Source organism: Spiractinospora alimapuensis, from assembly GCF_018437505.1.
Taxonomy (GTDB): Bacteria; Actinomycetota; Actinomycetes; order Streptosporangiales; family Streptosporangiaceae; genus Spiractinospora; species Spiractinospora alimapuensis.
In genome coordinates this window covers 2,604,896-2,619,249 of sequence record NZ_CP072467.1, presented here as the reverse complement: position 1 = coordinate 2,619,249, position 14,354 = coordinate 2,604,896, and the positions used below count along the sequence as shown (strand labels likewise).

The 14,354-nt window shown below is 69.4% G+C and carries 16 protein-coding genes and 1 pseudogene; 14 read left to right on the top strand and 3 right to left on the bottom strand.

Translation table 11 applies throughout. From position 1 onward, the window contains the following. The first annotated feature begins 3 nt into the window (after positions 1-3). Both J4H86_RS11945 and J4H86_RS11940 read left to right on the top strand, forming a co-directional pair. On the top strand, positions 4-381 hold the full coding sequence (locus J4H86_RS11945; protein ID WP_236543570.1) for a DUF4267 domain-containing protein: 378 nt from the start codon (positions 4-6) through the stop codon (positions 379-381). Between the two features lie 57 nt (positions 382-438). Continuing rightward, positions 439-1,316: pseudogene (locus J4H86_RS11940) on the top strand (IS5 family transposase). Here the strand turns inward: J4H86_RS11940 and J4H86_RS11935 are convergent. Further along, a complete protein-coding gene (locus J4H86_RS11935) occupies positions 1,313-2,254 on the bottom strand; it encodes a DMT family protein (protein ID WP_236543569.1) in 942 nt (313 codons plus the stop codon). The pseudogene J4H86_RS11940 and the gene J4H86_RS11935 sit on opposite strands and share 4 nt — an antisense overlap. 124 nt (positions 2,255-2,378) lie before the next feature. Between J4H86_RS11935 and J4H86_RS11930 the strand changes: the two genes are divergently transcribed. From J4H86_RS11930 to J4H86_RS11920, 3 genes are all read left to right on the top strand, one after another. Continuing rightward, complete coding sequence (locus J4H86_RS11930) at positions 2,379-3,878, top strand: SGNH/GDSL hydrolase family protein (RefSeq protein WP_236543568.1); 1,500 nt, start codon at positions 2,379-2,381, stop codon at positions 3,876-3,878. An 11-nt stretch (positions 3,879-3,889) separates the two neighbouring features. Beyond that, on the top strand, positions 3,890-4,237 hold the full coding sequence (locus tag J4H86_RS11925; protein WP_236543567.1) for an MmcQ/YjbR family DNA-binding protein: 348 nt from the start codon (positions 3,890-3,892) through the stop codon (positions 4,235-4,237). 552 nt (positions 4,238-4,789) lie between these two features. After that, positions 4,790-5,134 (top strand): MmcQ/YjbR family DNA-binding protein, encoded by a 345-nt coding sequence (locus J4H86_RS11920; protein WP_236543566.1) that lies wholly within the window; start codon positions 4,790-4,792, stop codon positions 5,132-5,134. 50 nt (positions 5,135-5,184) lie between these two features. On the opposite strand, the gene J4H86_RS11915 is transcribed toward J4H86_RS11920, so the two are convergent. Next, positions 5,185-5,655, bottom strand: a complete 471-nt coding sequence (locus J4H86_RS11915; protein WP_236543565.1) for a carboxymuconolactone decarboxylase family protein — start codon at positions 5,653-5,655, stop codon at positions 5,185-5,187. A gap of 88 nt (positions 5,656-5,743) precedes the next feature. Further along, on the bottom strand, positions 5,744-6,184 hold the full coding sequence (locus J4H86_RS11910; protein WP_236543564.1) for a DUF4345 domain-containing protein: 441 nt from the start codon (positions 6,182-6,184) through the stop codon (positions 5,744-5,746). Between the two features lie 157 nt (positions 6,185-6,341). Between J4H86_RS11910 and J4H86_RS11905 the strand changes: the two genes are divergently transcribed. From J4H86_RS11905 to J4H86_RS11865, 9 genes are all read left to right on the top strand, one after another. After that, positions 6,342-6,974, top strand: coding sequence for a suppressor of fused domain protein (locus J4H86_RS11905; protein WP_236543563.1), 633 nt, complete (start codon positions 6,342-6,344; stop codon positions 6,972-6,974). Between the two features lie 111 nt (positions 6,975-7,085). Continuing rightward, entirely contained in the window at positions 7,086-7,766 is a 681-nt protein-coding gene (locus J4H86_RS11900) for an alpha/beta fold hydrolase (RefSeq protein ID WP_236543562.1), read from the top strand. Positions 7,767-7,977: 211 nt separating this feature from the next. Beyond that, complete coding sequence (locus J4H86_RS11895; RefSeq protein WP_236543561.1) at positions 7,978-8,478, top strand: Rieske (2Fe-2S) protein; 501 nt, start codon at positions 7,978-7,980, stop codon at positions 8,476-8,478. Beyond that, positions 8,475-9,575 (top strand): amidohydrolase family protein, encoded by a 1,101-nt coding sequence (locus J4H86_RS11890; RefSeq protein ID WP_236543560.1) that lies wholly within the window; start codon positions 8,475-8,477, stop codon positions 9,573-9,575. Before J4H86_RS11895 ends, J4H86_RS11890 begins: the two co-directional genes overlap by 4 nt. Next, positions 9,572-10,621, top strand: coding sequence for an amidohydrolase family protein (locus J4H86_RS11885; protein ID WP_236543559.1), 1,050 nt, complete (start codon positions 9,572-9,574; stop codon positions 10,619-10,621). Before J4H86_RS11890 ends, J4H86_RS11885 begins: the two co-directional genes overlap by 4 nt. Positions 10,622-10,726: 105 nt before the next feature. Then, a complete protein-coding gene (locus J4H86_RS11880; RefSeq protein ID WP_236543558.1) occupies positions 10,727-11,488 on the top strand; it encodes an IclR family transcriptional regulator in 762 nt (253 codons plus the stop codon). A 106-nt stretch (positions 11,489-11,594) separates the two neighbouring features. Next, a complete protein-coding gene (locus J4H86_RS11875) occupies positions 11,595-12,647 on the top strand; it encodes an ABC transporter substrate-binding protein (RefSeq protein WP_236543557.1) in 1,053 nt (350 codons plus the stop codon). Positions 12,648-12,675: 28 nt separating this feature from the next. After that, positions 12,676-13,509 carry an ABC transporter ATP-binding protein gene (locus J4H86_RS11870; protein WP_236543556.1) on the top strand — a complete coding sequence of 278 codons (834 nt, stop codon included), beginning with the start codon at positions 12,676-12,678 and terminating at the stop codon, positions 13,507-13,509. Then, positions 13,506-14,312, top strand: coding sequence for an ABC transporter permease (locus tag J4H86_RS11865; protein ID WP_236543555.1), 807 nt, complete (start codon positions 13,506-13,508; stop codon positions 14,310-14,312). Before J4H86_RS11870 ends, J4H86_RS11865 begins: the two co-directional genes overlap by 4 nt. Positions 14,313-14,354 lie beyond the last annotated feature (42 nt).

Sequence of the window (14,354 nt, the reverse complement as noted above, 5' to 3'; positions counted from 1 at the left end):
GCCATGGTCACCACCGTCGCCACCGTGCTCGCCGGGCTGATCGGGGCGGGGGTCTTCTTCCTCGGCGTGGTCGGCCTCTCCGCCCCGCGGTTCGCGGCGGGTTTCGGCATCCCGCACACGCCGACGGAGGACCCCACCTTCCGGTCGTGGCTCGCGGTCAAGGCCGTGCGCGACCTCGGTGCCGGGCTCTTCATCCTCATCGTGCTGGTCGGCGGGTCGACGCACCTGTTGGGCTGGCTCGTGCTGGCGGCGACCGTCATCCCCACCGGTGACGCGTTGATCGTGCTGCGCGGCGGGGGACCGAGGTCGGCGGTCTACGGGGTCCACGGGGCCACCGCGCTCGCGGTGCTGGTGGTCGGGGTCCTCCTCCTCGTCGGCTAGGTCGTGTTTTGTGGAGGGTCTGCGGGGTGGGTGGGTGGTCTGGAAGTGTTGGGTGGCATGGTTCGACGCCATGAACTCACCGACGAGGAATGGGCTTTGCTCGCCCCGCTCATGCCCGCCCACCCCCACAAAGGAAAGCGGTGGGCCGACCACCGCAAGGTCATCAACGCGATCCTGTTCAGAACCCGCACCGGGATCCCCTGGCGGGATCTGCCCGAGCGGTACGGGCCCTGGGAGACCGCTGCCGGGCGGCACCGCCGCTGGTCACTGGACGGGACCTGGGACAGGATCGCCGAACGGCTGCGTATCGACGCCGCCACCGGCGAGGCCCTCGAGGTCGGCATCGACTCCACCACCGTGCGCGCCCACCACCACGCCGCCGGCGCCACAAAAAAGGGGGAGCGGCCCGGAACGAACCGGACGGGTCCGAAGCACTGGGACGCTCCCGGGGAGGACTGACCACCAAGATTCACCTGATCGCCGACAACCGTCGCCGCCCCTTGGCCATCGCCACCAGCCCCGGCCAGCGCGGTGACACCCGCATGTTCGAGCCGCTGATGGCCGCGCTACGGCTGCCGCGCGGCGCCGGCCGCTCACGGACTCGCCCGGACCGTCTGCTGGCAGACAAGGCCTACTCCTCATCAGCGATCCGGGCCCACCTGCGCAGACGAGGCATCCGGGCGACCATCGCCCAGCCCGCCGACCAAAGCGCCAACCGCAAACGCAAAGGAGCCAAAGGCGGCAGACCCCCGACCTTCGACCGGGACACCTACCGAAACCGCAACACCGTCGAACGGTCCATCAACCTGCTCAAGCAAAACCGAGCGGTCGCGACCAGATACGACAAACGAGCCGTGATCTACGACGGAACCACGCAAATCGCCTCCATCCGGATCTGGCTCCGCGACCTCACCCGTTCAAAAAACACGACCTAGGAGGCGCGCCCGTCGCCGCCCCGGTCAGCCCCGCCGTCCGGACCGATCCGGGAACGCAGCCGGGCGGTGTCGGCCTCGACGCTCGCCACGTCCGAACGCACCAGGACGATCACGGCCAGGCTCAGGGCGATGCCACCGACCCGCAGCAGCAGGTCGAGGGGATCGTCGGGCAACGGTTCGGCGTAGATGACCGTGCCGAGGGTGACCACGAACAGGTTGCCCACCACGTTGGACACCGGAGCGGTCACCGACGCGCGGCTGCGCTGGAGCGAGGTCTGGAACAGCACGATGCCCACGGCCCAACCCACGACGTAGAGGTAGGGGAACGGCGAGGTGAGCACCGCGGGGATCGCCCCGATGACGCCCTCGTCGGCGAGCGCGCCGCCCATCCCCTTGCCCTGGAGCCCGGCCACCCCCTGGGACAGGCCGGCCGCGATGGCGAGGGCGACGGCGGATACGGCCGGACCGGTACCCCGCCACGCGACGGCCGCCACGCACACCGCGACGGTGCCGAGGCTCAGGCCCACGAGAGCGGGGAGGTTCGCGCTGGTGCCCACTTCGTTCTCGCCGCCGAGGGAGAGGCCGAGCAGGCCCAAGGCCAGGGGCATCAGGCCGAGGGCCACCCACTCGCCACGGGTGATGGCCCGAGTCCCGCCGGCCAAGGCCGCGCGCAGCAGCAGGATCGCGGCGATTCCGCTGGCGAAGGACGGCTGGACCACGGAAACCGGCGCGAGGCCGAGCGCCACGATCAGCCCGACGCTCCCGATCGCGGCCAGCGCGCATCCGCCGAGCCATCGCGGGTTGGAGACCAGGATGCGGGCGAGGTGCAGGGGCCGCCGCACACTCAGACTCTCCGACCGGTGCAGGGCGCCCTGCTCGATGATCAGGCCCACGGCGTAGATCACCGCCGACACCAACGCGACGAGCAATCCGGCCACGCCAACCCCTCGCCTGGTCCGGGAGTAGAACTGGTTCTCACATCGTAGGGGATCCCCCTCGTCCGACCCGGCACGGAGTGAGCGACTCTGGTGGTGCGGGGCGGGGACGTGTAACTCTCGAGGCGTGGCGAACGAGAACCCCCCGGAGCCGTCGCGGCGCCGAGCCCGCTGGCAGCCTGGCGTGTTCGGGCTCCTCGCTATCTGCGTGGGTGCCTTCGCGGTCACCCTCCCCTTCACCCCGTTCGGACCGGGCGGGCTGCGCTTCGGCGAAGCGGAGCCGGAGTCGGTGACCGTCGACGCCACCCCACCACTGGGGATCGCCGAGCTGATGATCGTGGGCGACTCCACCGCGCAGGGCAGCGCGGGGGACTACACATGGCGGTACCGACTGTGGACGCATCTCAACGAGGACTCCGAGGTGGAGGCGCGCTTCGTCGGCCCCTACGACGAGCTGTTCAGCCTCGCCGGAGGAGAGGACGCCGCTACCGCCTACGCCGAGCCGGACTTCGACACCGAGCACGCGAGCGTCTGGGGCACCACCGTCGAGCGCCTCGCCGACGAGATCGGCGGCCACGTGGCGGAGTTCGAGCCGGACTACCTCCTGGTCATGGCCGGGCTCAACGACATGCTGACCGGGAGCGACGCCGACGCGGTGGGCAACCGGATCGCCGACCTCGTCGCCACCGCCCGGGTCGCCCGTGGGGACCTGCAGGTCGTGGTCTCGGAGCTCCCACCCGTGTGGGGCACCACCGACGACAGCCGTCTCAACGAGGAGATCGCGGCGTTCAACGCGGCCCTGCCCGGGCTCGCCGCCGAACTCACGGGTGAGGACTCTCCCGTCGTGGTGGCGCGGTCGGCGGAGGAGTACGCGCCGGCCGACGACAACTGGGATCCGGTCCACCCCAACGCCAACGGCGAGGTCAAGATCGCCGCCGCGTTCGCCGACACCCTCGCCGACGAGCTCGGTCTCGGGGAGCCCTACGCTCGACCGCTCCCCGACCTACCCGTGGGGCCACGGATCGCCCCGGAGGTCAGTGTGGAGCCCGACCCCGAGGACGACGGCAGCGTCCGCCTCACCTGGGACCCGGTCCCCGGTGCGACCAACTACGAGGTGGAGCAGCGGCGGGTCGAGCCGGACCCCGACGACCAGGTGCCCGTGCCGGGCCCCGTCACCGGGTTCGCCGACAACCCCCGAGGTCTCCGCGTGGAGCATCTGTTGGCCGGCGCCACCTACTCCTTCGTCGTACGGCCCCTGCGGGGGGAGGACGCGGGGGAGGAGGCCGAGGTGCGGGTCGAGTTGGACCTGCCCGCCCCGGCGGCCCCCGAGGACCTCACGTTCACGAGCGGGAACGTGTCGCTGGAGTGGAGCGGGGACACCACCGCCACCCACTTCGCCGTGTGGCGCCGCGCCCTGGACTGCGCGGAGGACGACCCCACGGACTGCGAGCCCGTGGACGATGACGACCCCGCCGACGCCCCCGACTCCTGGGAGGCGGTGACGGTCACCGACGAATCGTCGTGGGAGGTCGACACTGTCGGCGCCTCGGGGTATGAATTCCTGGTGCGATCCCACCGTGACTTCGTCGAGGGGGAGTTCTCCGCACCCGTCACGAGCACCGACTGAGGGAGCCGAGCATGGTCACCTGGGAAGAGGTCGTCGCCCTGGGACGTGAGCTCCCCGAGGTGGAGGAGGGTACGTCGTACCGCACTCCCGCGCTGAAGGTCCGCGGCAAGGGCTTCGCCCGTCTCCGCAGCGAGTACGAGGGCGGACTCGTCCTCTTCTGCGGCCTCGACGAGAAGGAGGCCCTCCTCGCCTCCGGCGACCCCGCCTACTACACGACCTCCCACTACGACGGCTACGGCGCCATCATCGTCGACCTCACCCAGGTGGCGAAGGACGAGCTCGAGGAACTCCTCACCGAGTCCTGGCGCCGGAAGGCCCCCGCCAGCCTCAGGAAACGCTTCGACGAGTCGGCGCGATAGAACGGGCCACGCTCCGCCGGTCCGGTGAGGACCGTGCGGCATCCGCCGCTCGGACGCCGCCGTACCTCCCACCACCTGGACCGAAGGGGTCACGCATGGGTCACCTGGACAGAGGTCGTCGCCCTGGGCCGCGCCCTTCCCGAGCTGGAGGAGGGAAGCTTCTACCTCATGCCCGCGCTGAAGGTCCGTGGCGAGGCTTCACCCGTCTCCGTAGCGCGTACGTGTACGGACTGGTCCTCCACCGCCGTCTCGCACGGAAGGAGGCCCTGGTGGCCTCGGGAGACCCCGCCTATCTGCGACCTCCCGCTACGACGGTCACAGTGCCGTCATCGTCGTCCTCGCCCTGGCGTCACAGGGCTCCCGTCACCCCGCGCGAACGCTTCGACGAGTCGCGGTCGTAGGCCAGGCTCCGTGCGGCCCCCCATAACGCCGGAAGTGGTCCCCGGTCGGGGGCCGGCACTGGGTCACGATAGGAATTGGTGACGTGAGCCTTGGGGCTCTGCTCGACGAGCACCCTTCGCCTCGGTCGCGGAGTGATCCGTTGGAGTGTGCATGATCACCTGGAAAGAGGTCGTGGCCATGGCGCGCGACCTTCCCGAGGTCGAGCGGGGACGATCGATGTCGACCCCCGCCCTGAACGTCCGCGGCAAGAGTTTCGCGTGGCGCCGGGGCACGGAGGGTGGGCTGGTCCTCTACTGCAGTCTCGCCACGAAAGAGGCCCTGGTCACCTCCGGAAACCCCGCCTACTACACGATTCCCCACCACAAGGGACACGGCACCATCATCGTCGATCTCAAGCACGTCGAGGAGGACAAACTGTGGGGACTCCTCGTCGAGTCCTGGCGCCGCAAGGCCCCCGCCAGCCTGCGCGACAAGTGGGATGAGTCGGCACGGTAGTTCGCGGAATCGTGACCCACCCCTGTCCGGGGTGGGTCACGATATGGCGGTCAGCCGAACTGGCCGGGCTGGTAGTCGCCGGCGGGTTGTTGGGTGATGACGTTGATCCGGTTGAACGCGTTGATGACCGCGATGAGGGACACCAGGCTGCTGAGCTGGGCCTCGTCGTAGTGCGTGGTGGCGGCGGCCCAGAGGTCGTCGCTGACTCCCGCGCTGTCGGCGAGGCGGGTCCCCTGTTCCGCGAGCTCCAGGGCGACGCGTTCGGCGTCGGTGTACACCGTGGCCTCCCGCCAGCCGGCGACGAGGTTGATCCGGACCGGGCTCTCGCCCGACGCGGCGGCGTCCTTGGTGTGCATGTCGACGCAGAACCCGCAGCCGTTGATCTGGCTGGCCCGGATCTTCACGAGTTCCTGGGTCGCGGTGGGCAGCGGGGAGTTGGCGATCGTCGCGTTGATCGACGTTAGGTGTTTCAGGGTCCTTTCCGCTATCGGGTTGCCGGACGCGCTGAGTCGAGCCTCCATGGTGAGCTCCTTTGTCGCGGTCGATCCGTCAACGTCTCGACGCAGGAGCCGACCCCCAACGTGACAGCACCGAGGTGTGGTCCACGTCTCAACGTGTGGAGGTGGTGTCGTCCTCCCGCTGGGCGAGGCGGTTGAGGGCGACGAAGGCCGGGGGAGCCAGCATCTCCATGGCGATCATCGCGCGGAAGAAGGGGTGGGGCCAGCCCGTCTTCCAGGCCGCGCCGAGCCGCGCCAGCCCGCCGACGAATATCGCTCCCGCGGCCGTGTTGGCGACCACCGGGTTGGGCGACTCACTACGGGCGGCGTTGAGCATGACCGCACCGCCCAGCGCCCACCAGACCGCGTAGAAGCGCATGGCGCTCTCCTCACTCGGGCCGCACTCGCGTCCACCGGGAAGCGCCGCGCCACCACGAGCGGCGATGAGGCTGCCGGTCGTGAGGCCCAGCACTCCCGTGCCGGCCAGTACGGCGCGTACGACCCCTCGGGCGACGCGCGTCCGCTTCGACTTCGTGCTCCGGGTGCCTGCCATGAGGACCTCCATGTTCTCTGGGTCAATCGGCTCACCAGGCGGCTCGCACCTCGAGTCTCAGGGGTCTCTCCGAGAGGCCCACGGCGGGGGGCCGTAACGTGACACTTCGGAGCGAAGGCGCAGGAACCGCGACCCACCACCGCACGTCCATACCGACATGGACCATGAGGAAACCGACGCGGCACCCGGTTGGGACGCGATCGACGCGGCCCTGAGCCCCGTCTACCCCGACACCGATCCGCTGCACTACGCCCCCGAGGTTCCCTGGGCGCTGGGTGGTGAGAACCCGCTGGACGGCGTCAGTCTCTATCCCCGCGCCGCCCCCGTGCCGCACTGGCACATCGTCACCTACGGCATGAGCGAGCTGTACGGCAAGGAATCCGACGATCCGGAGGAGTCGGGCTGGGGGTTCGAATTCACCATGCGGGCGACCGGTGACACTCGGGGGGACTCCGCGCCCATGTGGCCGGTGACGTTGCTGGGAACGCTGGCGAAGTATGTGTACGACAACGGCAACCCGTTCGCGCCGGGGCACACGATCGGCGTCAACGGTCCTATCAACCCCGAGCGGCCCGAAACCGCGATTCGCGCGATCACCTTCGTCGAGGACCCCGAACTCGGCTCCATCGATACCGACAACGGGAGGGTGACCTTCCTCCAAGTCGTGGGGATCACCGAACCGGAGTACGAAGCCGCCCGCGGAGGCGGAGCCCGGGGACTGCTGGACTCGATCGGCCCACGGCTGCCCCTGTTCGTGACCGACGACGCCCGGGGCTCGCTGCTGAACTGACCCGTGGCTCGCACCTGTCCTCCTCCTGATCGGCGGTTCTCCCTGTCTGGGTCGTGGGTGCTTGACGTCCGCGCGCACGGTGCGTGAGTGTCCGACTGAGGAGGAGATGGTGTGGGAGACATCGTCCTTGTCCACGGAACGACCCAGACCGCGGAAGGCTTCACCGGCCTGGTCGAGGCGTTCGCGGAGCGCGGCCACCGCGCGTCGGCGGTCGACGTTCCCTCGGGTGGCGCGTCCAGCGCGGCCGGCTACGCGGCGCTGGTCGCGCGGCAGCTTCCTGACGACCTACGGGACCCCGTGGTCGCGGCGCACTCGGCGTCGGGGCTGCTGCTGCCCGCGATCGCCCGCCGCGTCGGCGCGCGGCACCAGGTGTGGCTGGCGGCCACCGTCGCCGACTTCCACGGCCAGCGCAGCCTGCTCGCCGAACTCCAGCAGGATCCCCATGACATGTTCAGTCCGGAGTGGCTGGGGGAGAACCCGGCCGACGATCCCGTGGTGGCCGCGTACTTCCTGTTCCACGACGCCGACCTGGCCACACTGCGCCAGGCCCTCACGACGGTGGCGCTGTGCGACCTCTCCGAGATCTACGCCGAGACCCCGGCGGAGGACCCCGCGCGTCTCCCCTCCACCTACGTCCTCCCCACCGAGGACCGCGCGCTTCGACCCGATTGGATGACCCGGGCAGCACACGACCGACTAGGCGTGGAACCCGTTCCCGTCACCGGCGGACACAACTTCTACACCGCCGCCCCCGACACCACCGCCGCCGTGATCAACGACCTCTGCTTCTGACCCGAGCCCCGGGGAGCCCTTCCGATATTCGGAAATCCGGGTAGGCAGGCCCCCAGCCACACGTCATCCTGGCGGCGCCGGTCGTGGACGTCCCCGACCGCGACAGGACAGGAACCGCGGGCCTGGTGACGTCACGCCCGCGACGTCACCGACCCCTGCGAGCAATGCCCGAGTCAACGCACTGCGCTGGGCAGTGGGTGAGGAACGGCTGATGCGGATTGTCGTTGGTCGAGTTGACGAGTTCGAACCTGGAGGAAGGCGCGTCGTCGACGTCGGGCGCCGCTCGATCGGGGTGTTCCGTGTCGGCGACCGGTTCTACGCGATCAGCAACCACTGCCCCCACCAGGGCGGCCCCCTCTGCGCGGGCCGCACCGCCCCGTGGACGCACTCCGACGGGCCGGGGAGCGCGCGAACCGGGGAGGAACACGTGATGTTGGCCTGTCCCTGGCACGGCTGGGAGTACGAACTGGCCACCGGACGGTCCTTCCTCGGGCCGACGGAGCCACCCGCGCGTAGCTACCAGGTCTCCGTCGCCTCCGGAGAGACCCTTGACCAGGACCTCGACCTTCGCGTGCCGGGCCGCACCCCCGGGCCGTACGTGGCCGAGACCTATCCGGTACGGGTCGAGGACGACTACGTGATCGTGGACACCACGACCAACGCCGGCCCCGGGGACGTCGACGCGACGGAGAGGACAGGTGACAGGTCATGACGCTGACCGCCCCCAACACGACACCCGACACGTCCCGCAAACAGGCGACGACCGTCGTCGACGCCGACATCCACCCCGCGGCCCTGCCGCGCCACATCGCACCCAGGCTCGCGAGTCCGTGGCGCGAACGGTACGAGAACCAGGGCAACCGGGTCCCCGCGCCACCTCTGGTCTATCCGCGGGTTCGCAACGGCGGCATGCGACGGGACTCCTGGCCCGCCGACGGGATCCCCGGCAGCGACCTGGGGCTGGTCCAGCGGCAACTCCTGGACCTGTACTCCGTTGACCACGGGATCCTCATCCCGTTGCAGGCCCACACCTTCGGGGCCGAGTACCCCGAGTTCGCCGACGCGTTGTGTCACGCGCTGAACGAGTGGCTCGTCGATGAGTGGCTCGACCGCGAGCCCCGTCTGCGTGCCTCGATCTGTGTTCCCCACGAGTCACCGGAACTCGCGGTCCGGGAGGTGCGCCGCAGGGCTGGCGACCCGAGGTTCGTGCAGGTGCTCCTGCCCTCCGGCGCGGAGGCGATGCTCGGCAACCGGAAGTACGACCCGATCTACGCCGCCGCCGTGGACGCCGGCCTCCCGGTCGGTGTGCACCTCGGCGGGATCGAGAACCACCGCTCGGACGGGTGGCCCTCCTTCTACCTGGAGCAGCACGCCTGGTACGGCAATTCGATGGCCCTCACCGCCTGCGACATGATCCTCGAGGGCGTGTTCGAACGATTCCCCGAACTACAGGTCGTTCTCGTCGAAGGCGGCATCTCCTGGGCGGCCCCGCAGATGTGGGCGATGGATGACGCCGCGGCGCGGCTGCGCCGGGACGTTCCCTGGTTGCGCCGCGAACCCTCGGAGTACTTCCGTGAGCACTTCTGGTTCACGACCCAGCCGATCGAGGAGCCCGAGGACAACGTGCAGCTCCTGCAGGCCCTGGAGCACACCGGGATGACCGAGCGCATCATGTTCGCCTCCGACTACCCGCACTGGGACTTCGATTCGCCCACCATGGCCCTGCGGTCGCTGCCCAAGGCGATGCGTACGGCGATGCTGGGTGAGAACGCGCACCGGGGCTACCGGTTGGAAGGGCCGGCGGCATGAGGATCGACACTGACGTGCACTGTGCCCCCGCCTCCTGGGAGGCGTTGAGTCCCTACCTCGACGCCTATTGGCGCGACTACATCGACGACGCCACCGTCACCCTCTCCCCGGCGGTCGGGGCTCCCTACCCTCCGGCGGCTCCGACCACCTCCACCCAGCGGGCACGAGACCTGGGTACAGTTCCGCCGGACACCGTCGACGTCCTCCGTCGACAACTGCTGGACGGGTCCGACCTCACCCACGCGATCCTCAACTGCGTCACGGCATTCACGGCGAACCGCAACCCCTACTTCGAGACCGCACTGTGCCGCGCGATCAACGACTGGCTCGTCGCGGAGTGGCTGGAGCGGGACTCCCGGCTGCGCGCCAGCATCGTGGTGCCAACCCAGGACGTCACGGCCGCGGTCGCGGAGATCGAACGGCTCGGTACGGACCGCCGGTTCACCCAGGTGCTGCTACCCGTCCGTGGGCAGGACGTGCGCTACGGTCACCCGCGTTTCCGTCCGCTGTTGGAGGCCGCGAGCTCACACGGCCTCGTCCTCGGCCTGCACGCCTGGGGACGCGTGGCCAGCGGGCCGACGTTCCACGGCTCCACCCACACCTACCTGGAGGACTACCTCAGCAACTCCCAAGTCGTGCAGGGCCAGGTGGTCAGCCTCATCGCCGAGGGTGTCTTCGAGTCTCTCCCCGACCTGCGGGTCTGCCTGGCCGAGTGTGGGTTCACCTGGGTCCCGTCCCTCTTTTGGCGGTTCGACAAGGAGTGGAAGGGGATCTGGCGGGAGGTGCCCTGGGTGCGGGAGTCGCCCTCGGAGTACTTCTACCGGCACTTCCGCCTCACCACCCAGCCGGCCCAGCTCCCCGCAGACGAACGGCAGTGTGCCGAGGTCCTGGCCATGCTCCGTCCGGACAAGCTCCTCATGCACGCCAGCGACCACCCCCACGACCACGGGGAGGGAGCCCAACGACTCCACGCCGCGCTCGACGCCCCGACCTCGGCCGCGGTCAACCACACCAACGCGGCGGCGCTGTACGACCTGACCTCCTGACCGCGCGACGGGAGCGTGCCGTCCCTACACCGGAGGTGCGGCCACGCCGGTGCCCATCGTGACCCGGGTCACGATGGGCGCCAAGCGCCGAACTACACTGCACCAATGGCCAGTGAGCGGCGGTCCGTGCTCGAACGCGCGCTGCGGATCCTCGCTTCCTTCCAGAACTCGGGCGGTCCACTGACCCTCTCCGAGATCGGTCGACGTTCGGGCATCCCCCTCACGACCACGCACCGGATCGTGAACGAGCTGCACGAGTGGGGCGCCCTCGAACGCGACCACGAGGGCCGGTACCGCATTGGACTGCGCCTGTGGGAGGTCGCCGCGCACGCACCGCGGTCCGTCGGACTCCAACGCACGGCCCTGCCCTTCATGCAGGATCTGTACGAGACGACCCACCGGGGCGTTCACCTCGCCGTTCGGGAGGGGAACGAGGTCATCTTCGTCGAACGCTTCGTCACCCCGGACTCGGCCTCCTCGGGGCCGCGCGTGGGCGGTCGCTATCCCCTGCACGCGACCGCCGTGGGCCTCGTGCTCCTCGCGCACGCGCCGGTCGAGGTACAGGAAGAGGTCCTCGGCGGCCCGCTGGAGTCCTACACACCACATACCTACTCGAGTTCGCGGGAACTGCGGCACGTGCTCGCCGAGGTGCGCCGGTCCGGATACGCGGTCAGTGACCGCCAGATCAACCCGGCGTTCGCGTCAATCGCGGCGCCCATCCATGACGCCGATCGGGAGGTTGTCGCGGCGTTGTCCCTGATCATCCCGCACACCGAGCCCTACGGCCCCAGCCTCGCCTACCTCGTGCAGGTCACCACGCGCGGCATCTCCCGGAAGCTACAGAAGGATCCCGAACCGGATGTATGAGTCTTCCGTTCTCCGGAAACGCGGGTAGCCGGTCGATCTTCCCCGAGGTGATTCTTTCTCGAGCCGGTCGCAACCCCTGCTTCGGCAATAGGGAAAGAGGGGACCGATGGTGCCTGTCCGATCGTCGTCACCTGTCAGCCGCCGAGCCTTCCTGGCCCGCTCCTCGCTCGCCGCGGCCGCGGCCATCGCCGGCCCCGGCCTGCTGTCCGCCTGTGGCTCCCGGGGTGGGGGAGACGCAACCACCTTCCTCAGCTACCTGCCGCTGGAGACCCTGTCGATGACGCCGGAGCTGCTCGCCCTCGCCGGCGGACACTTCGCGGAACACGGCCTCGACGTGGAGCTCCAGGAGGTGCAGGGCTCGCCCCAGGCGATGCAGACCTTGATCTCGGGGCTCGGACCGATCACCAGGATCGGCCAGATCGACTTGATGACCACCGTCGCGGACTCCGACCAGCCGTTGGTCTGCGTCGGTTCGTTGACCCGCGGCACGTCCCAACGGGTCGTCTACAGCACCGAGAACCTCAGCCTGGAGACCCCCGAGGACTTCCTCGACCAGACGATCGGTGTCCCGTCCGAAGGCGGTACGAGCGACCTGGTGGTCTCCCTGGTCCTCGCCAACGCCGGACTCGACCCCGACCAGACCGCGAAACAGGTCGTGGGCCTGACACCCGGAACGTTCAACCTCGTGCAGCAGGGGGAGCTGGCCGGCTACGTCGTCAGCATCGACACCGCCCACACCGTGGTGGCGCAGAACGAGGACGCGGCGGTCTTCGATCCCGCCACGTTGGTCGCGTCCGACTCCCAGGTCTATGTGACCACGGAGGACGACCTGCAGGACAACGCGGAGGTGCTCGAGGCGTTCATGAGGGCCATCCACGACGCACTCGCGTCGGTCGTCGCCGACGAGTCGTTGGACGAAACTCTGGAGACCCTGCGCGGCGAGAACTCCTTCACGGCCCTGGACGACGACGAGATCGCACGCCAGGCCCTCACGGAACTGCGGGACCTGTGGTCGGGCGGGGACGCCGACGCCCCGCTGCTGGTCACCCACGACGAGGCGTGGGTCTCGGGATACGAGGAGCTCGTCGCCGCCGGCCTCGCCAGCCCCGACGGGGACGCGTCGGCCTGGTTCGACAACAGTCTGCTGCCCGGGGCCTGACACCAATCTCCAGAGGAGCCCGATGTCCATGAGCAGCCCCTCAGTGGGAGAACCCCGTCCGACATCCCCGTCTCCGCCGGACGCCACCAAGCTGGAGCTCGTCGGCGTCGGTAAACGCTTCCACAGCAGGCGAGCGCACACCGACGCGCTCCACGACATCCACCTACGGATCGCCGACGGCGAGTTCGTCTCACTGATCGGGCGCTCCGGGTGCGGAAAGACCACCCTCCTGCGCATCATGGCCGGCCTGACCAGCCCGACAACGGGAGAGGTCCTGGTCGAGGACCAGCCGCTCTGGCGGGGGACACGCGTCGACTCGTCGGTGATCGCCCAGTTGGGCGTCGTGTTCCAGGACCCCAACCTCTTCCCCTGGTACTCGGTCGAGGAGAACATCGCCCTCCCGCTCACGCTGCGTGGATACAGCAGGAAGGAGCAGCGGGAGCGAGCAGAGGAACTCGCGATCCTCGTGGGGCTGTCCGGATTCGAGCGGTCCTACCCCCGGGAGCTCTCCGGCGGGATGCGGCAACGCGCCGCGATCGCGCGGGCGCTCAGCATGAGGCCAACACTCCTCCTCATGGACGAGCCGTTCGGAGCGCTGGACGCCCTCACCCGGGAACGGATGAACCTCGAGGTGCAACGGATCGCGCTGGCGACCGGCGCGACCGTCGTCTTCGTGACCCACGACATCACCGAGGCCGTGTTCCTGGGTGATCGCGTCGTCCACCTCACCCCACGGCCCGGCCGCATCCGCGACATCACGCCCGTCGGCTTCGCCAGGCCCCGCGACATCGACGTCCAGACCGAGCCGGAGTTCGCCGCGATCGTGCGCGACCTGCGCCACACGCTCGACGAAGAGGAGTGAGGATCATCGCCAGCTCCCGATCCCTACGGTTACTGCCCTGGATCAGCACCCCCGCGATCCTGCTGGTCTTCTTCGTCACGTGGGACCTGTTCGTCCGGTTCAACGACATGTCGGAACTCGTTCTCCCGCCGCCCACGACGGTGTTCGCCGCGTTCGGGGAGCTCGTGGTGGACCCGGAGACGTGGCGGCACGCGGGGACGAGCGTGACCGAGATCCTGGCCGGGTTCCTGATCGCCCTGGTGGTCGGCGTGACCGTCGGCGCCATCCTGGGGAAACTGCCCTGGCTCGAGAACAGCCTCCGCCCCCTCATCGTCGCCTCCCAGGTCGTGCCCAAGGTCGCGCTGATCCCGCTGTTCGTGATCTGGTTCGGCTTCGGCATGGCGCCCAAGATCATCATCTCGGCGCTGCTCGCGTTCTTCCCCATCATGCTCAACGCCCAGCTCGGGGTGCGCTCGGTGGAGAGCGGGCACCGGGAGGTCATGCGCAGCCTCAACGCGAGCCGCTGGCAGACCTTCAAACACCTGGAGATGAAGAGCACCCTCCCCTACGTCTTCACCGGCATGGAGGTCGGCATCGTCCTGGCCATCATCGGGGCGATCGTCGGTGAGTACCTGGGCGGAAACGAGGGGCTCGGCTTCCTGGTGGTCCGCACCCTGAACGACCTCGACGCCCCCGCCCTGTTCGCGGTGATCATCCTGCTGTCCGCGATCGGGCTGATCCTGTACTTCATCGTCAGCGGACTCAAGCGGCTCTTCATCCCGTGGCACGAGTCCGTCTACAGCCAGCGCGACCTGAGCCTCTGAGCCAGGGCGTCCCCATCCGCAGCACGGCCGCGCCGCGGCCAG